Raw genomic sequence first — 19,314 nt, 5'->3', positions numbered from 1 at the left:
TTTAGTCTTTATGTATTTCGGCTTGTTGCCGATGCAACGCAACCAAGCGCGAAACAGAAGACTCAAAAGACTCATTTTCCCCCGCAAAACTTGTATTGGCCATAAAATACTCCTGCGCATTAAATAGACTTTCACCTATCTGCGGTGTAATACGTTTTGATGTTCCATTCTTAAGTATATCAAAGCTTTGTTGATTATCAATGATATTAGCTAACATAATCTGTAAAAGAATTTTTTGACGCACTATTTTATTAAAAACTGGAACCAATATTTCAATACGATAGTCCAAATTACGAGGCATCATATCAGCAGAGCCTAAGTAAACGAGTGCATTTTCATTAGGCAAATCTTGACCATTCCCAAAACAAAAAATGCGACTATGTTCAAGAAAACGCCCGACAATTGATTTTACACGAATATTATCTGAAATTCCTAGAATACCAGGACGTAAACAACATATCCCCCGCACAACCAAATCAATTTGCACCCCTGCTTGACTGGCACGATATAAAGCATCAATAATTTCAGGATCAACCAATGCATTAACTTTCATCCAAATAGCAGCAAACCTTCCCTGTTGTGCATGAACAATTTCTCCCTCAATATGCTTTAAGATACGACCACGCAATGTTAAGGGTGAAAAAGCAATCTTCATTGTTTCATTTGGACGCTCATATTGCGCAATATAATTGAATAATAACGCAACATCATGAGCGATATCATCATCCGTGGAAAAAAAAGAAAGATCGGTATAAGTTTTAGCGTTAATGGGATGATAATTTCCTGTCCCAAGATGAACATAAGAGCGAAGACGTTTTCCCTCACGTCTCACAACCAATGACATCTTAGCATGCGTTTTTAATGCAATAAAACCAAAAATAACTTGAACCCCAGCACATTCAAGATCCCGGGCCCAACGAATATTGGCTTCCTCATCAAAACGTGCTTTAAGTTCTACCAAAGCAGTCACAGACTTTCCCTGTTCAGCTGCTTCAATCAAAGCGCCAACAATTGGACTATCATTTGATGTACGATAAAGTGTTTGTTTGATTTCCACAACATCAGGATCGCAAGCAGCTTGACGTAAAAATTGGACAACAACATCAAATGTCTCATAGGGGTGATGAATCACAATATCATTTTCACGAATAGCCGCAAAACAATCTCCTTTATGTTCACGAATACATTCTGGAACACGAGAAATATAAGGAATAAATTTGAGATCATCACGGGGAATAGAAACAATTTCTGATACCGTATTAAGCGCTAAAAATCCATCAAGAACATTAATACAATTATCAGGAACAGCGAGACTATTCGCTATAAATTGGCGTAAACTCTCTGGCATTTTTGCGTCAAACTCAACTCGAATAACCTGCCCACGGCGCCGCCTTTTAAGAGCAGTTTCAAAAAAATGAACAAGATCCTCAGCTTCTTCTTCTACTTCAATATCACTATCTCGGATTACTCTAAATGTACCAATTTCTTTAACCTCATAGTCAGGAAATACATATTTAATAAAAAGGCAAATAACATCTTCAGATGCAATAAAACGAAAATGATTGCCTTCTTGAGGAAGAAGAATAAAACGCCTTAAAAGCATTGAAATAGACAACAACACTGTGTGTGAGTTCTGATCAGTTTCTCCAGACAATTGAAGCGCAATAGAAAGCCCTAAATTAGGAATAAATGGAAAAGGATGAGTAGAATCAACAGGCAAAGGTTTTAAAACAGGAAAAATTGTCTCAAGAAAATATTTTTCAAGCCATGACTTTTCAATTTCTGAAAGATCATCAGAACAAATAATTTCAATATCATTCTTTTTTAATTCATCACATAAAACATTCAATTCTCGTAGTTGGTGAGCCTGCAGCTTTGAAATCTCAGCTAATACAATATCAAGTTGTTCCTGTGGAGTGTGCCCATCTGCACTGCACGCTGTAACGCGAGCACGAATTTGAGCTGCTAGTCCTGCAACACGAACCATAAAAAACTCATCAAGATTTGCAGCTGAAATAGAAAGAAATTGTAGACGTTCTAATAAAGGATGTTTCGAATTAGCCGCTTCCATCAAAACACGATTATTAAATTGTAGCCATGAAAACTCTCGATTAATAAACCGTACCGGATTTTTCATTGTTATATTCGATATAGAAATTTTATCTACCACCCTCTGTTCCATATATCCTAAATAATTTTCTTTTACATTTTCTAAAATCCCTGATGAAATATCTCACATAATATTTGATAATATGTTATAATTATAATAATATATCAATGCCTAACTTCCCTCATCATTTTTCCATTTAATATTTTAAAATACTTGGAATTATTGCTATGCGCAAAGTACTAAAAGTAAGACAAATATTCTAATATAGCATAAAAGAAGAGAAATTTGTCTTAAAAAGCAGCTTGCATTATTCTACGCTTTATTACAAACTCACGCCTATAAAATAGAAGAGCCCAATCATAGCTGATGAGAAAATTTATTCTGGAGTTTGTACACCATGTCTGATCACAACATTCCTCATTTTCAAAATGACCTTGGATATAAAACAATCGAAATTGGTGTGAAAGAATTTATGTGTGTAGGCGCTACACAACCATTCGATCATCCTCATATCTTTATCGACATGGGAACAGCAGATGAAAAAATTTGCCCTTACTGCTCAACCCTTTATCGTTATGTTCCCTCACTATCATACAATCAAACAAACCCAACAGGATGCTTATATAATCCAGAAAAGCTATTATAATTGCGTTTTTTGGCTTTCTTAATAACTACTCTTTTAATTCTGCTTGTTTAATATGAAATCATTTGTAGAACAATCACCCATCATCGTTGGGGGAGGAATTGCTGGTTTAAGCACCGCTTTAGCACTCGCTCATAAAGGAATTGCAAGCACCATTATCGAAAAGTGTAAACAACTTGAAACGATAGGCGCTGGTATTCAACTGACACCAAATGCAACATCTATTCTTGCTCGCTGGAAACTTCTTAACAAACTCTCTGAAGTCGCGACAATCCCACATTTTTTTGAGTTAAAAGATGGATTATCTTTAAAAATACATCTACGGGCTCATCTTATTAATCTAACAGAAAAATATTGGAAAGCCCCTTATCTGATGATTCACCGCGCGGCTTTACAAAAAATTTTATATAATGCAGTGATTGAAAATCCTTTGATCAAATACAAAGCAGGCGAAACGGTTGTATCTTCTACCCAATCTGCAAGCAACATTAAAATCACGACAATAAAAACAGATACGGCAACAGAACAGCTTCATTCAACGCCCCTCCTGATCGGATGTGATGGCGTTTGGTCAACATTACGGCAACAATCTCCTTTTCATGAAAAAGCAAATTTTAGTGGCTTTATTGCTTGGCGTGCAACAACAACATCTGATAATCTTCCTCAAAACTTTCGTTCTTCATTGCAAAATATGAAGACAATTACGGCTTGGATGGGACCAAAAAATCATCTTGTTGTCTACCCCATTCAATCATCAGAAAAAATTTTTAATTTTGTCGCCATTACGCATGGAGAAAATTCAAAAGAAGGATGGGCCCATAAAGGAGATAAAGAAAAACTCAAATCTCTTTTTAAAGATTGGAATTCAAAAATCTTACAAATCTTCGATCATATTGATGAATGGAGCTATTGGCCACTTTTTCAAATGAAACAAAATCGTTTTATCGGTTTAGAGAAACAAGTATTTGTTGGCGATTGCGCACATGCTGCCTTACCTTTTGCAGCACAAGGTGCCGCTATGGCAATCGAAGATGCCGCCACATTAGCAAAAGCACTTTCATTGAAAGATTTTTCATTAACGAAAGCACTTTCGCTTTACGAAACAATACGCACCCCCCGTATTGCAGCAGTAAAAAAACGCGCAGATTTCAATAGATTAGCCTATCACGCAACCGGTCCCATAGCAATTGCACGCAATCTCATGATGAAAATTCGTACACCAGAGAGCATTATGTCAGATCTCAATTGGCTTTACATGTATGATGCGATGAATTCTATAAAAAATAATGATAAAAACTTATAAAATTCTTCCGGCACTTTGAATATTACGAAAGAACGAGATTTTTTTAATTTTATGACACTAAAAAAATATCATAATTTACTCAAATAAACGCAATATTTTTCGAAATCTACAATCCGATTTTAAAAGCTCAATTTTTAGCTCTCCTAAAAGCAAAAACACCACTCAAAATCAGCTCCCATCTTTAATCTTTCTTTAACTCAATTCTACATCAACAACACCCTGAATTAATTTCATAGCATTTGCGACATGTGAATTTACCTTATATCGCTTAGGAAGCGCAATTTCGACTTCTCGCAATCCATCCTCTTGAATTAAAATAAGCCCAACCTCTCCATTCCCCCCAAGATTTAAATTTTGTTCAATTTGTGGAAGCATATCAACTGTTTTTATAAAGAGACGCATCATTTTATGCTGTTGTAATGATTCATTTTCCAAAGACTGAATTGTTTCAATTCGCAAACTAACTCCTTCAGAACGATTTTCTGCGCTCACCGTAATAATAAAAGATTTTCCGGGTTCTAGCATCTCTTCATAATCCGAGAGTGCCTCAGAAAAGAGAACTGCTTCATATTGTCCACTTGTATCAGAAAAATGAATAATTCCCATTTTTTTACCAGATTTTGTTTTGCGCACGCTTTTTGCCACAACAGTTCCAGCAAGCCGTGCAGCTGTTGCTCCCCCTTTAACGGCATTGGCAAAATTACCCCAAGTCTGAATGCGTTTTTTGTCCAGAATAACTTGATACTCCTCCAAAGGATGCGCGGAAAAGTAAAAACCTATAGCTTGAAATTCTCGATAAAGTTTCTCAGCCGGCAACCAAGGGGTTGTTTGCGATAAAATCAATGGTTCTTTTAATCCGCCTGCCATTCCAAATATATCAACCTGCCCGCTAGAATTGTCATCGAGAATACGAAGTGCACGCGCATGAAGGGTTCCAAGATTGGCTAATAAAACCTCACGTGCAATGTTAAAACAATCAAAAGCACCAGCACAAACTAAACTTTCCATCGCACGCTTATTAACAATACGAGGATCAACACGCGCACAAAAATCTTCCAAATCCTTAAAAATCTTATTCCCACGACAAGAAACAATATGATCTACAACAGTTTCTCCCACACCTTTAATGGCAGCAAGAGAATAATAAATACAGTTATCACCAACCTCAAAAACACGATGAGATGTTTGTATAGAAGGTGCAATAATTTCAATACCCAACCTTAATGCTTCACGCCGAAAATCATTGAGCTTATCTGTATTCGTCATATCATATGTCATTGAAGCAGATAAAAACTCAACGGGATAGTTTGCTTTCATATAAGCTGTTTGGTAAGAAACAATTGCATAAGCAGCAGCGTGCGATTTATTAAAACCATAATCGGCAAATTTTGCTAAAAGATCAAAGATAATATCAGCTTGATCTTTATCCACACCACCTGCAACAGCTCCATTGATAAAACGCGTACGCTGTTTTTGCATTTCAGCATGAATTTTTTTCCCCATAGCACGACGTAGTAAATCAGCTTCTCCAAGCGAATAGCCAGCAAGAACCTGAGCAATCTGCATCACCTGTTCTTGATAGACAATAACACCTTGTGTTTCTTTAATCAGATGATCTATCTTAGGATGAATAGAAGAAATTTCCTCTTCCCCATGTTTGCGTGCATTATAGGTTGGAATATTCTCCATTGGACCTGGACGATAAAGTGCAACCAGCGCAATAATATCTTCAATACGGTCTGGCTTCATTCCAATCAACGCCTTGCGCATACCAGAACTTTCCACCTGAAACACGCCAACCGTTTCACCACGTGCCATCATAGCATAGGTTGCTTCATCATTCAGAGAAATATTTGATAAATCTATTTTAGTCCCCTTTCTGGCAACAAAATCGACTGCCATTTTCAAAACAGTAAGCGTTTTTAATCCAAGAAAATCAAATTTTACCAGCCCCGCCTGTTCCACATATTTCATGTTAAATTGTGTAACAGGCATATCAGAACGAGGATCACGATACATCGGGACAAGCTCCCAAAGTGGACGATCTCCGATAACAATCCCAGCAGCATGAGTTGAAGCATGACGATAAAGTCCCTCCAACTGAAGTGCTATATCTAATGCGCGGCCAACAACGGGATCTTTTTTCTTTTCCTCTTCAAATTTAGGTTCATCCTTAATAGCATCAGCTAATTCTACCTGGCTTCCTGGCGTGGCAGGAATTAATTTTGTAAGATAATCCACCTGACGATAAGGAACTTCTAAAACACGCCCCACATCACGCAAAACTGCACGTGCCTGTAACTTACCAAAGGTAATAATTTGAGCAACTTGATCACGTCCATATTTTTTTTGAACATATTGAATAACTTCTTCGCGCCGCTCTTGACAAAAGTCGATATCAAAATCTGGCATCGAAACACGATCTGGGTTGAGAAAACGTTCAAAGAGAAGAGAAAACCGCAAGGGATCCACATCAGTAATTGTCAATGCATAAGCAACAAGTGAACCAGCACCAGAACCCCGTCCTGGTCCAACGGGAATGTCATGAACCTTTGCCCATTTTATGAAATCTGAAACGATAAGAAAATATCCAGAAAATTGCATACGCGTAATAACTGAAATTTCATAATCAAGCCGCTGTTCATAATCTGCAATCGTATACCCTTCAGCCAACCCTATTGTTTCAAGCCGCATCTTCAAACCAGCTTTAGCCTGATTTAACAACTCACTATCTTCTATTTCTAAAGTAGTTTCTGAATTAACAGATTGTTCTATAAAACGAGGCAATATCGGTTTTCGAAGAGGCGAGGCAATATGACAACGCAATGCAATTTCAACACTATTTTCCAAAGCTTCTGGAAGATCAGAAAACAGTGTAACCATTTCATCTTGTGACTTCAAATAATGATCTGGCGTCACACGTTTGCGATCTGGATTAGAGACAATTTGTCCTTCTGAAACAGCCATCAGCGCATCATGCGCTTCATACCCTTCTCTTTTCAGAAAAAAGGCTTCATTCGTTGCAACAAGAGGAATTTCATGCGCATAAGCCAATTCAATAAGATCAGCTTCTACACTCCGGTCATAAGAGCCATGCCGTTGTAACTCCACATAAAGACGATCCGCAAAAGATTTTTTCAAATAAATTAAGCGCTCAACAGCATGTTCTTTTTTCTCTTCTGCCAAAGAAAGATTAATAGGTCCTCCCTTTCCACCCGTTAAAGCGATTATACCTTCACTGTGTTCTGACAACCAATCAGCTTTAATATGAGGAGGATCAGTATCACACTTATCAAGATAAGCACGGCTCACAAGACGAACCAAATGAGCATAACCGGTTTCGCTAGCTGCCAAAAGAACAATAGAGCAAAAATCAGAAGGATTACGCCATTTAGCCAAACGTGAATGATCATTTTCATCACAAAAATCAACAGTAAGATGACAACCAATAATAGGTTGGACCCCATGAGAAAGACAATGCTGTGAAAATTCCAAAGCACCAAATAAATTATTGGTATCGGTAATAGCAACCGCTGGTGCATGATCTGAAATCGTCTGTTGAATAATTTGGGGGATTTTTAAAGCCCCTTCGAGCAAGGAATAAGCTGAATGCACTCTCAAATGAATAAAGCGAGGAAGAGAATTTTTGTTCTCTTGCATTTGCATTTTATTTTTTACCACTCTCACAATTTCCCACTACAAAATAAATGCTAAACAGCACCCCTTATAAAAGAAAAAACTTCTGTTCATCATCAAACTTTAAAGCTATAAATTCATCATCCTACATAGGAGCAATATCCCAATTTTATTAATATTTATAAGAGAGTTCTATCAAGAAAATGCTTCTATTCACAGCAAATAAACACCTAAAATAAAAAGAAAAACAATATACCTCATCTAAGCACTTTAATTTTTGACCATTTAATTGTATTTTTCTTTAAATATTAATTTCTCTTCCTAAAGTTCAATGTGTAAATAAAGCAACCTCCTCTTTATGACTTTATCCCCAAAAAGCTCTTCTAAAGGTCTAGAAAAAACAAAAAGGGCAGGTTAAATTTGCTCATGCCTCCAAGTCTTCTTACCCCACTTTTTAATTCTATCCGAACTCTTTCTGGTATTACACCTAAAGTCTATGGTTTATTGACCAAACTCTTAGATGTTAATCCCACACAACGCGAAGCAACCCTTATTGACCTTCTTCAATTAATGCCCCATTCCGTTATAGACCGCAGGATGCGTCCCAACATTACTTGTGCAAAAAAAGGAGATACTGTTACGCTCGAAATTATCATCGATCAGCATCAACCACCACCCCGTGGTCACAACCGAATTCCCTATCGTGTTATTGCCCATGATCACACAGGAAAAATAAATTTAGTCTTTTTTCATGCTCAACCTCTTTGGCTAAAAAAACAACTCCCCGAAGGAAAAAAAGTCATTATATCAGGAAAAGTTGAATGGTTTAATGGACAGCTTTCAATGGCGCATCCAGACTATATTGCCCCAAGCGAACAATCAAATCAGATACCTCTCATCGAACCTGTCTATCCCTCTACTGCAGGACTAACTGTAAAGACACTAAGACGCGCCATACAAAACGCTCTTGATTTTATTCCTCTTCTACCAGAATGGATAGATGAAAATGTAAAAAAGCAGCAAAATTTTCCTTCTTTTTCTGTTGCTTTACGCCGTATCCATACGCCCATTAACCCCGATGATCTATCCTTAGAAAGTACAGCACGCAAACGTCTTGCCTATGATGAATTGCTCGCTTGTCAATTGGCACTAGGACTCGTGCGTTTGAAAACTAAATCTCTTGTTGGCACTTCTCGACCATCAACAGGCATTTATACTAAAAAATTGCTCAATATCCTCCCCTTTCAACTCACAACCGGACAAAAAAAAGCAGTAGAAGATATCGCAAATGATCTTGCTTCACCAGAACCGATGCTAAGACTACTTCAAGGTGATGTAGGCGCAGGAAAAACTGTTGTTGCATTGATGGCAATGGCACAAATTGCTGAAAATTCAGGACAATCAGCTTTAATGGCACCAACTGAAGTGCTTGCTAGGCAACATTTTGCCACCATCGCTCCTCTTGCCGAAAAGGTCGGATTACAAACAACGCTTTTAACAGGACGAGAAAAAGGGAAATTGCGGACAAACATCGTGAATGATATTTTGTCAGGTCAAGTTTCTATTGTCATCGGAACCCATGCTCTCATACAAAACAGTGTTACTTATAATAATCTCGCTTTAACCATTATCGATGAACAACACCGTTTTGGTGTCCATCAACGTATCGCTCTTACAGAAAAAGGCAATAAAGCTGATATGCTGGTTATGACCGCCACGCCCATTCCGCGCACACTTGTCTTAACAGCTTTTGGTGATATGGATGTCTCTAAAATTACCGAAAAACCAATGGGACGACAACCCATTACAACAGCAACGCTTTCTTTGAAACGTCTTCATGAGCTTATAGAGAGAATCGCAATTGCATTAGAAAAAGGAGAAAAGCTCTATTGGATTTGTCCTTTAGTAGAGGAATCGACAGCTCTTGATCTCACTTCAATTGAAAACCGCTTTGCATTTCTCCATGAGCGCTTTGGAGCACACGTTGGTATGATCCATGGAAAAATGTCTACAGCAGAAAAAGAAGCCGCTATGGCATCTTTTAAATGTGGAAATACACGTATTTTAGTTGCAACCACAGTCATTGAAGTGGGAGTAGATATTCCAGATGCTTCGATCATTATCATCGAACATGCGGAACATTTTGGCCTTTCACAATTGCACCAATTACGTGGACGTGTAGGACGAGGCGATAAAAAGTCTTCCTGCATTTTGCTCTATAAAGATCCACTGACTAAAACAGCAGCAACACGCCTTAATATTATCCGCAATACAGAAGATGGTTTTGAAATCGCTGAAGAAGATTGGCGCCTACGAGGCGAAGGAGAGCTTTTAGGTACAAAACAATCTGGAGTCCCTGAATTTCATATAGCAAACCTTGCAGTTCATAGCGATCTTTTGTCAATGGCAAGAAAAGATGCTCGTTTATTTTTACAACGCGATCCTCATCTTTCTTCTGAGCAAGGACAAGCTTTACGGTTGCTCCTTTATCTTTTCGGACACAACGATGCTGCACGCCTCTTACGAGCAGGATAACAAAGACCCTCTAATAAAAAACTTAAATATCTCTCTGTTCAAATATGGTTTTTTCTTAGAATTACCCATAAATGATCTACGCAGTCTCTTACCATCTTTATGCTTCATGAACGAATAACAAATCAACTGCATTAAAACAGTAGAAGCAATATTGTGTCTTTTTTACCATTATATTCACATAGCTGATCCATTTTTTGATAGGTAAGAAAATATTTTTCGTTTTATCGTAAAGGATTGAGAAAGAAAAAAACTGTCTACAGCATTCTCGTTCAACAGAGAAAATGAAAAAATAAGTTTCATTATAAATCAATTTCTTACACTTGATTATTCTCCAAAAGATTCAGAAATATACTGTTATTCAACCGTGACTGATTTTGCTAAATTACGGGGTTGATCAACATCTGTTCCTAATAAAACAGCCGTATGATAAGCGATTAACTGAACAGGGAGTGCATAAATAATAGGAGAAATAAATTCTGGAACATCTGGCAAAGTGATCGTTGATAAAGTCTTAAGACAAGCCACCTCTGCTCCTTTTTTATCGGTTATTAAAATAATACGACCATTACGCGCTACCACTTCTTGCATATTAGAAAAAGTTTTTTCAAACCACCGATCATAAGGTGCAACAACAATAACGGGTATTGTCTCATCCACCAGAGCAATTGGTCCATGCTTTAATTCACCTGCCGCATAACCTTCAGCATGAATATAAGAAAGCTCTTTCAGTTTAAGAGCTCCCTCCAAAGCAATCGGATAAGAAGTTCCACGTCCCAGATAAAGAACACTTTTTGCATTCACCAAATCACGACAAATACATTCAATTTTTCTCTCTAATTTTAAGACCTCATTTAAAATACGTGGAACTTCTGCCAACTGTTGAACCAGTTGCTTTTCTATTTGAGCCGAGAGATAGCCACGTTGTTTAGCCGCACTAAGAGCGAGTGAAGCAAGCGTTGCCAATTGACAGGTAAAAGCTTTTGTTGAAGCAACACCTATTTCCGGTCCGGCAAGTGTTGGGAGAATAAAATCAGCCTCCCTTGCCATTGTTGATTGCTCTACATTCACAATTGTTGCTGTTTTTACACCCCGCTCACGACAATAACGCAAAGAAGCCAATGTATCAGCTGTCTCACCAGATTGAGAAACAAACAGCGATAACACATCAGACGTTATAGGAGGTTCACGATAACGAAACTCCGAAGCAACATCATTATCAACACTTAAAGCGGCAAATTTCTCAAACCAATAGCGCGCAACTAAGGTTGAATAATAAGCCGTTCCACAACTCGCAAAAAGAAGCCGATGAATATTTTTCCAATCAATCAAATTCTCAAGCGGTCGAACGACATAATTTCCAAGGTCAAGATAATGCGCCAAATTATGAGAAATCACTTCAGGTTGTTCAAACATTTCCTTGTGCATAAAATGACGATGATTACCCTTAGAAATCAATAAAGCCCCTTCGAGTAATGTCGTCACAGGACGTTTTACCGGTTGGTTGTTAGCATCATAAATTGTAACACCTTCCCGTGTGAGAACAGCCCAATCCCCATCTTCCATATAGCTAATATAATCAACGAATGGTGCCAAAGCAATCGCATCTGACCCCACAAAAAATTCATCTTTTCCATAACCAATTGCCAGAGGTGGACCAGAACAAGCCGCAATCATAAGGTTATCTTCACCTTCGAAAATAAGAGCAATAGCAAAAGCCCCCTGCAGCCTTTTCCAACTAGTACGTATGGCTTCTTGCGGAGAAAGACCATCTTTTAATGCACGCGTTATTAAATGTGCAATAACTTCCGTATCCGTCTCTGTTTCAAAGATACAACCATCCTCTATGAGTTCCTTTTGCAGTTCTATAAAATTTTCAATAATACCATTATGAACAATCGCAAGCTTTTCAGTCACATGGGGATGCGCATTGCGTTCAACAGCAATTCCATGCGTCGCCCAACGGGTATGACCAATCCCTAAACTTCCCTCCAGAGGTGTTTTTTTTAATTTTTCTTCTAAATGAACAAGCTTCCCCTCAGCACGTACACGATAAAGATGCCCATTATGGACCGTTGCCACCCCAGATGAATCATACCCTCTATATTCAAGACGTTTTAACCCCTCAACCAAAGAGGACGTAACACACCTCTTTCCAAGAACTCCAATAATTCCACACATTAAAAAGCTCCAACCCACATCTTAAGATTTAAATTTTACAAAACAATGCAACAGCCTTTATTTAAAACTATAAATAATTCAAACATGGAATACGGCAATCTTTAAGAATAAACCTTCCATCCATCGTTAGATTAGCACGAAACAAAAGAATAAGCTGAAAATAATCATTTTTTCTGTTTGTTTTCTAACAAACGCTCTCGAAATTTTGTCGCATAGCCCTCTTTTATAACCTGTCGTGCACGCCCAAAAGCCATACTGTTTATAGGAATATTTTCAGTAATAACACTTCCTGAAGCAACATAAGAGCCATCCCCTATTACCAATGGGGAAACAAGTGCCGTATTAGACCCAACAAAAGCATAATCACCAATCATGGTTTTATATTTGTTAAATCCATCATAATTGCAAGTAATCGTACCGGCTCCAATATTGGTATGTGCACCAATTTCGGCATCACCAATATAACTTAAATGATTGATTTTAGAAGATTCTCCTACCTTAGCTTGTTTGACTTCACAAAAATTTCCAATCTTTACGGACTTAGCCAACTCTGTTCCAGGACGCAAACGTGCATAGGGACCAATCTGTGCATCTCTACCAACCACAGCACCTTCGAGATAACTAAATGCATGAATAACCGCACCAGATTGTACTTTTACGCTTAACCCAAAATAAACATTTGGTTCTATCACCACTCCTGGTTCAATTTCTGTATCATAAGAAAAATAGAGTGTTTCTGGCTTTAAGAGTGTAACACCCGATAACATTAAATCGCGCGCTTTACGTTTTTGCCACAAAGAATCAGCCTCAGAAAGCTCAAGACCGTTGTTAATTCCGACAATATCTTCAAAAGGAACTTCAACAACACGCACATCTAGTCCTTCGCGTGTTGCAAGAGAAGCAATATCTGTTAAGTAATATTCTTTTTTCACATTATTATTACCAACTTTCTCTAAAAGAGAAAGTGCATGTTTTCCACGCATAGCGAGTATTCCACCGTTACAAAAAGAAATCTTTTTTTCTTCATTGCTAGCGTCTTTTTCTTCTACAATTGCAATCAATTGACCATTTTTCTCGAGAAGACGCCCATAACCTGTTGGATTTTTGGTATGAAAACCTGCAAAAACAACATCTGCTCCATCAGCAAGCTGTGCACGCATTTGGTGCAATGAATCTTGCTGAATGAGAGGAGTATCCCCAAAAACAATGAGCACATCATCCACCTCCTTTTGCAAAGCTAAACGAGCAGACAAAACAGCATGGGCAGTTCCTAAACGCTCTTTTTGTTCAAAAATCATTACATCTTTTACAAATGACTGAACAACGTGCGTAACCTCCTTAGCACCACATCCCACAACAACTGCTAATTGTGAAGAGCCAGCCAATTCTATTTGTTTTAGAACGTGGCATATAAGAGGCAATCCAGCAATTTTATGAAGTACCTTAGGCAGAAACGATTTCATGCGCGTCCCTTCACCTGCGGCAAGAACAATAGAAAGACAACTTCTAACCATAAAAACACATAAGACTAACGAGAAAATCCAAAAAAATTCATAATATTGTGCCAACGAATATCTTCAATATAACTCAACGAAGGATAATGTTCTAAAAGCCAAAATGAAAGATCCTGCATAGAACCTGTTAAAAACAAAATCCCTGTAAGAATAAGAAAAACACCAATAAATTTTTCAACTTTTCCTAAATGAATACGAAAAGCTCCTAAAAATCGCATAAAACTGCTCGAAAATAAAGCTGCTAACATAAAAGGAATAGCAAGACCTAATGCATAAACCGCTAAGAGAACTGCTCCCTCTCCCACAGTTTCTTTTGTTCCAGCAAGCGTTATAATAGGACCTAAAATAGGGCCAATACACGGTGTCCAACCAAAGGCAAAAGCTAAACCAATAATATACGCGCCTAAAAGACCAGCAGGTGTTTTTTGGGTCTGAAAACGCGCTTCACGAAATAAAAAAGCGATCTTGAAAATCCCCAAAAAATTTAAACCAAAAATAATAATGACAATTCCAGCAGCAAGGGCGAACCAATCACGATAATAACCGATGAACTTACCAATGGTACTTGCACTGGCACCTAAAGCAACAAAAACAGTCGTAAACCCAAGAACAAAAGCAATAACAGAAGACAATAAAGCCCACCGGATAAAGACTTTCTCATCAGGCTTTTCTGAACGAAAATCATCAATACCAACCCCTGCCATATAGCACAAATAAGGAGGAACTAATGGCAAAACGCATGGTGACAAAAAAGAGAGTGCCCCAGCAAAAAACACACCAACTGTTGAAATTTCAATCAAAATTCATACCCCGTCTTTCATCATAGTTTACCCCCCATGAACAACGATCAATCCACGTCTTCATCAACTCGCTGCATATTTTCTTCATTCGCCACCACACTTATATCTTCATCATGACCAGAAACGACTGAAAAAACTTTTTGATAGATTTTATCTTTATTTTTAGCAATTGCAATATACTCTCCCTCCGCTAACACGAGTGAAACATACGCACCAACTGTTTCATAAACGATATCACCAGAATCATTGGCAAGAGACCAACTTGTATCTGCAAGCGCTTCTCCTCCTTCTTGTCGCACCAGCTTTAAGACAATCTGAGCGGACTGATGTTCAAGAGTAACTTCTGTTATTTTACCCGCATCCACTTGAATATCCGAACGAGCCGTCGCATTAATAGAACCATAATGGGAAGCAACATGGTAGCGGCCAGCTTTTAAACGCACAACTGATTGGGGTTTAACATTTGATATAATCACTCCCGTATCATCATTTTCTTTTTCATCCTCATAAATGGTAAAACGGAGTTCCTTTTCATTCATTACGCCATTAAGTAGTGTTGCATTTAAAATGACACCACCAGCCTCAAGATTAAAGTTTTTTACAAGACTCTGCCCATTTTCTAAACGAATATGGCGCACAGCACTCATATGACCAAATGAGACATGAACAAGATAATTTCCTGGTTCGAGATCAAAACGTGCACTTCCCCCCTTATAGGTTGCCACTAATGGTAATTTATTATCAATCCCTAGAATAGGGGCATAAACCCGCCAGACAAGCCCTTTTTCAATATCCGGATGACTATTTGTTAATCGAGCATTCAAAATGAGTTGTGTTTGAGATGCTAAGTTTTCGTTTTCCTGTTCTTGAGTCTTTACAATAAAACTCCTTGATTGTCTCTGCTGCTGATCTTGCCCTTCTCCTGCTTCAGAAAAAGCACAGTGGCTCCAAGTCAATAAAGCAAGCATCACGCACAACCATACACATCGGTGCACTATTTTTATAAGAATACCCATTTTTGCATTGTTGACCAACATGATCTTTTTTTCAAGAAACAATATCACACAGCCATCATTTTAAATTGAGAAACTTACACCACAACCACATGATGAAACAGCATTGGGATTGTGGATTTGAAAAGACTGCCCCATAAGATCATCAACAAAATCAATCTCAGCTCCTTCCATAAAAGGAAGTGATAGTAAATCAATAAAAACAACTGCCCCATCTTTTTTGAGAACGAGGTCATCTTCACACATTTCAGAAACCAAATCATATTTATAAGAAAAACCAGAACACCCACCACCTTCAACAGAAATACGTAATGCTATTTTATCGGGTTTACGCAAAAGTATCTGTGCAATTTTTTTGGCAGCAACATCTGAAATTTTCACATTCATTTTATATATCCTTGCATTAAACCATCAAGAAAGAGTATCCTACACTCAAAGAGCAGTTTATTTCTCATAAACCACTCTCAATTTTAAGATGATAATAGACAGCTTGCAATGGATATAGGAAATATCAACTTCAATTACCAATCTCGAGCAGTATACAGTGCTCATCCACAAACAAGCCGTGGTCGATTATACCATGAAACGATGAGCACCACACGCTCACCTTTTCAACGAGATAGAGATCGTATTATCCATTCTAATGCATTTCGACGTCTTAAACATAAAACGCAAGTGTTTATTGCTGATGAAAGCGATCATTACCGTACTCGCCTAACCCATTCCATAGAGGTTTCTCAAATTGCAAGAACATTAGCCCGTGCCCTGTGTCTTGATGAAGACCTTGCCGAAGCCATTGCCCTTGTTCACGACTTTGGACACACACCCTTTGGCCATGCTGGAGAAGATGCTCTTAATGAAGCCATGGTACATTATGGCGGCTTTGATCATAATGCACAAGCATTACGCATTGTAACAAAACTAGAACAGCGCTATGCAAATTTTGATGGACTTAACCTTACATGGGAAACCCTCGAAGGACTTGTAAAGCATAATGGTCCCCTTTTAGGTCCTCACGCGAAGAATAAGGAGGTTCCTATCGATATTTTACAATACAATGCGAAGCAAGACCTTGCACTCGATTGTTTTGCAGGACTAGAAGCGCAATGTGCTGCTATTGCAGATGATATCGCATACAATGCGCATGATATTGATGATGGTCTACGTTCGCAATTTTTAACACTCGATCAATTTGAACATGTTTCACTAACAGCAGCAATATTAAAAGATATAACAGATGAGCATCCCCACCTCGACCAAACGCGTCGCGGTTACACACTTGTACGAAGACAAATAACAACCATGGTTGAAGATGTTATCAAACAGTCACAAAAAAATTTAGCACGCATCAAACCAACAAGCATAAACGATATTCACCAAACAAAACAAACTATTGTCACCTTTTCACCGACAATGACCGTTTATGAAAAAGAACTAAAAAACTTTTTGTTTAAAAATCTTTACTACCATGAACAAGTTCTTAGTCGTCGCAATGCTGCAAAATGCATTGTACAAAAATTATTCAATCGTTATTATGAAAATCCAAATACAATGCCTGAAAGTTGGCAGAACAAAACAGTGCACTTAAAAAATCAAGAGTTAGCACGTTTGATTGCTGACTTTCTTTCAGGCATGACGGATCACTACGCTCTACGTGAATATCAGCGTTTATTTGACCATACAGATAATTTCGTTTAATGGCTTTTGGCATCATCATGGAAGCTAAATATGAATATCTTTAAAAACTTCGAAAAAAAAATTAAGAGATCAATTGAATTATCTGATATAAAAGGAAAAAATGGAGAAGCTCTGGATTTATCAAAAATCACTGTTGATCCTCCGCGTGATTCCTCCCATGGTCATTTATCAACCAATGCTGCTATGGTGCTTGCAAAATCTATTGGAATCAATCCATGTGCACTTGCAGATAAAATCATAGAACTTCTTAAAAATGATTCCTCTATCGAAAATATAGATGTTGCCGGTCCTGGTTTTATAAACATAAAGCTTACAAAATTATTTTGGCAAGATGCTATAAAATCCATGCTTGAATTAGGCTCTTCTTATGGTCGTATTCCAATGGGACAAGGAAAATGCGTCAATGTTGAATATGTCTCAGCAAATCCCACTGGACCAATGCATGTAGGACACTGCCGCGGAGCAGTTGTTGGGGATGTTCTCTCCAACTTGCTACAATTTACGGGCTATAACATTACAAAAGAATACTATATCAATGATGCGGGTCAACAAATCGAAGTCCTCGCCCATTCGGTACTATTGCGCTATCGTGAAGCTCTTGGGCAAGAAATTAATGAAATTCCAGAAGGACTCTATCCTGGAGAATACTTGATACCATTGGGTCAATCGCTTGCTCAAGAGTTTGGTGACCAACTCCTCACGATGGATAAAGATGAAGCCTTATCTCTTGTGAAAGAACGTGCAATTCATGCAATGATGTCCATGATTCGCGAAGATTTGGCTGCTCTTAATATTTATCATGATATCTTTTTCTCTGAGCGAATGCTTTATGCAGATAATGCACGCGCCATTCGTAACACCATCAACGACCTCACTTTAAATGGTTATATCTACAAAGGAAAACTCCCCCCTCCCAAAGGACAAAATACAGAAGACTGGGAACCAAGCGAACAAACTTTGTTCCGTTCAACAAATGTCGGTGATGACCAAGACCGTGTTTTAGTCAAATCTGACGGTTCTTACACTTATTTTGCTGCTGATGTTGCTTATTTTCGGAATAAATTTAATCGTCATTTTGATGAAATGATTTATATTCTAGGCGCAGACCATGCTGGCTATGTAAAGCGGCTAGAGGCAATGGCAAAAGCAATTTCTGGGGATAAAGCTAAATTAAGTGTCTTCTTGTGTCAATTGGTAAAACTTTTTCGCAACGGTCATCCTGTACGCATGTCAAAAAGAGCAGGATCTTTTGTCACTCTACGGGATGTTGTCGAAGAGGTTGGACGTGATCCTGTGCGTTTTATGATGCTATACCGTAAGTGTGAAGCACCTCTTGATTTTGATTTTGCAAAAGTAACAGAACAATCAAAAGATAACCCCATCTTTTACGTACAATATGCAAGTGCACGTTGTCACTCAGTCTTTCGTCAAGCACAAGAAGCGCTTCATATTAAAAGCTTTTCAAATGATACATTGATTGCCCATCTTCATCGATTAACAGATGACCATGAAATATTGTTAATACGCAAACTTTCTGAATATCCACGTATCATTGAACAGGCCGTCGTTCATAAGGAACCGCATCGATTAGCTTTTTATCTTTATGACCTTGCCTCCAGCTTTCACACCCATTGGAATAAAGGGAGTGAAAATCTCAATTTACGCTTTATTCAACCTGATGATAAAGAGTTATCCTTTGCAAGATTAGGATTGATACAAGCTGTTATCAATATTTTATCATCAGGGCTTACCATCATAGGAGTCGAAGCACCGATAGAAATGCGTTGAAAAAGTTCTATAAATACATACAATAGGTACTCTATTGATAAACTTTTTCATGTATCCTTGCATGAGAGGGGGAAAATTTATAATTTTAATATAACA

12 protein-coding genes are annotated in these 19,314 nt (G+C 38.0%); 5 read left to right on the top strand and 7 right to left on the bottom strand.

Annotated features, from left to right (window positions below; all coding sequences use genetic code 11):
• Position 1: 1 nt before the first annotated feature.
• Positions 2–2,182 carry an RNA degradosome polyphosphate kinase gene (locus ACFINU_RS02335; RefSeq protein WP_375617782.1) on the bottom strand — a complete coding sequence of 727 codons (2,181 nt, stop codon included), beginning with the start codon at positions 2,180–2,182 and terminating at the stop codon, positions 2–4.
• Positions 2,183–2,507: 325 nt separating this feature from the next.
• On the opposite strand from ACFINU_RS02335, the gene ACFINU_RS02330 reads away from it, so the two are divergent.
• Together ACFINU_RS02330 and ACFINU_RS02325 are read left to right on the top strand one after the other, a co-directional pair.
• Entirely contained in the window at positions 2,508–2,756 is a 249-nt protein-coding gene (locus ACFINU_RS02330; protein WP_375617781.1) for a zinc-finger domain-containing protein, read from the top strand.
• 52 nt (positions 2,757–2,808) lie between these two features.
• Positions 2,809–4,056, top strand: coding sequence for an FAD-binding protein (locus ACFINU_RS02325; protein WP_375617780.1), 1,248 nt, complete (start codon positions 2,809–2,811; stop codon positions 4,054–4,056).
• 192 nt (positions 4,057–4,248) lie between these two features.
• Here the strand turns inward: ACFINU_RS02325 and dnaE are convergent, their stop codons facing one another.
• Positions 4,249–7,716: a DNA polymerase III subunit alpha gene (dnaE, locus tag ACFINU_RS02320; RefSeq protein ID WP_375617804.1), complete on the bottom strand. Its 3,468-nt coding sequence runs from the start codon at positions 7,714–7,716 to the stop codon at positions 4,249–4,251.
• Between the two features lie 402 nt (positions 7,717–8,118).
• On the opposite strand from dnaE, the gene recG reads away from it, so the two are divergent.
• Positions 8,119–10,227, top strand: a complete 2,109-nt coding sequence (gene recG / locus ACFINU_RS02315; protein WP_375617779.1) for an ATP-dependent DNA helicase RecG — start codon at positions 8,119–8,121, stop codon at positions 10,225–10,227.
• Between the two features lie 354 nt (positions 10,228–10,581).
• Here the strand turns inward: recG and glmS are convergent, their stop codons facing one another.
• From glmS to ACFINU_RS02290, 5 genes are all read right to left on the bottom strand, one after another.
• On the bottom strand, positions 10,582–12,405 hold the full coding sequence (gene glmS, locus ACFINU_RS02310) for a glutamine--fructose-6-phosphate transaminase (isomerizing) (protein WP_375617778.1): 1,824 nt from the start codon (positions 12,403–12,405) through the stop codon (positions 10,582–10,584).
• Between the two features lie 164 nt (positions 12,406–12,569).
• Complete coding sequence (gene glmU / locus ACFINU_RS02305; protein ID WP_375617777.1) at positions 12,570–13,919, bottom strand: bifunctional UDP-N-acetylglucosamine diphosphorylase/glucosamine-1-phosphate N-acetyltransferase GlmU; 1,350 nt, start codon at positions 13,917–13,919, stop codon at positions 12,570–12,572.
• Between the two features lie 14 nt (positions 13,920–13,933).
• Positions 13,934–14,722: a cytochrome c biogenesis CcdA family protein gene (locus ACFINU_RS02300; RefSeq protein WP_375617803.1), complete on the bottom strand. Its 789-nt coding sequence runs from the start codon at positions 14,720–14,722 to the stop codon at positions 13,934–13,936.
• 44 nt (positions 14,723–14,766) lie between these two features.
• Positions 14,767–15,756, bottom strand: coding sequence for a carboxypeptidase regulatory-like domain-containing protein (locus tag ACFINU_RS02295; protein WP_375617802.1), 990 nt, complete (start codon positions 15,754–15,756; stop codon positions 14,767–14,769).
• Positions 15,757–15,795: 39 nt separating this feature from the next.
• On the bottom strand, positions 15,796–16,119 hold the full coding sequence (locus ACFINU_RS02290; protein ID WP_375617776.1) for a HesB/IscA family protein: 324 nt from the start codon (positions 16,117–16,119) through the stop codon (positions 15,796–15,798).
• Positions 16,120–16,227: 108 nt separating this feature from the next.
• Here ACFINU_RS02290 and ACFINU_RS02285 point away from each other — a divergent pair, with 108 nt between their 5' ends.
• Together ACFINU_RS02285 and argS are read left to right on the top strand one after the other, a co-directional pair.
• Entirely contained in the window at positions 16,228–17,430 is a 1,203-nt protein-coding gene (locus ACFINU_RS02285) for a deoxyguanosinetriphosphate triphosphohydrolase (RefSeq protein ID WP_375617775.1), read from the top strand.
• Between the two features lie 30 nt (positions 17,431–17,460).
• Positions 17,461–19,218 (top strand): arginine--tRNA ligase, encoded by a 1,758-nt coding sequence (argS, locus tag ACFINU_RS02280; RefSeq protein WP_375617774.1) that lies wholly within the window; start codon positions 17,461–17,463, stop codon positions 19,216–19,218.
• Positions 19,219–19,314: the final 96 nt, after the last annotated feature.

This window comes from Bartonella sp. AC130YNZD, assembly GCF_042196865.1.
Taxonomy (GTDB): Bacteria; Pseudomonadota; Alphaproteobacteria; order Rhizobiales; family Rhizobiaceae; genus Bartonella.
Note: the sequence above shows the minus strand (reverse complement) of the source record. Positions and strands in the feature narration are given on the sequence as shown.

Coding starts and splice junctions, on each gene's coding strand:
- glmS (WP_375617778.1), bottom strand. CDS start 12,405: ATGTGTGGAATTATTGGAGTTCTTGGAAAGAGGTGTGTTACGTCCTCT.
- ACFINU_RS02325 (WP_375617780.1), top strand. CDS start 2,809: ATGAAATCATTTGTAGAACAATCACCCATCATCGTTGGGGGAGGAATT.
- dnaE (WP_375617804.1), bottom strand. CDS start 7,716: ATGCAAGAGAACAAAAATTCTCTTCCTCGCTTTATTCATTTGAGAGTG.
- recG (WP_375617779.1), top strand. CDS start 8,119: ATGCCTCCAAGTCTTCTTACCCCACTTTTTAATTCTATCCGAACTCTT.
- glmU (WP_375617777.1), bottom strand. CDS start 13,919: ATGGTTAGAAGTTGTCTTTCTATTGTTCTTGCCGCAGGTGAAGGGACG.
- ACFINU_RS02295 (WP_375617802.1), bottom strand. CDS start 15,756: ATGTTGGTCAACAATGCAAAAATGGGTATTCTTATAAAAATAGTGCAC.
- ACFINU_RS02335 (WP_375617782.1), bottom strand. CDS start 2,182: ATGGAACAGAGGGTGGTAGATAAAATTTCTATATCGAATATAACAATG.
- ACFINU_RS02290 (WP_375617776.1), bottom strand. CDS start 16,119: ATGAATGTGAAAATTTCAGATGTTGCTGCCAAAAAAATTGCACAGATA.
- argS (WP_375617774.1), top strand. CDS start 17,461: ATGAATATCTTTAAAAACTTCGAAAAAAAAATTAAGAGATCAATTGAA.
- ACFINU_RS02330 (WP_375617781.1), top strand. CDS start 2,508: ATGTCTGATCACAACATTCCTCATTTTCAAAATGACCTTGGATATAAA.
- ACFINU_RS02285 (WP_375617775.1), top strand. CDS start 16,228: ATGGATATAGGAAATATCAACTTCAATTACCAATCTCGAGCAGTATAC.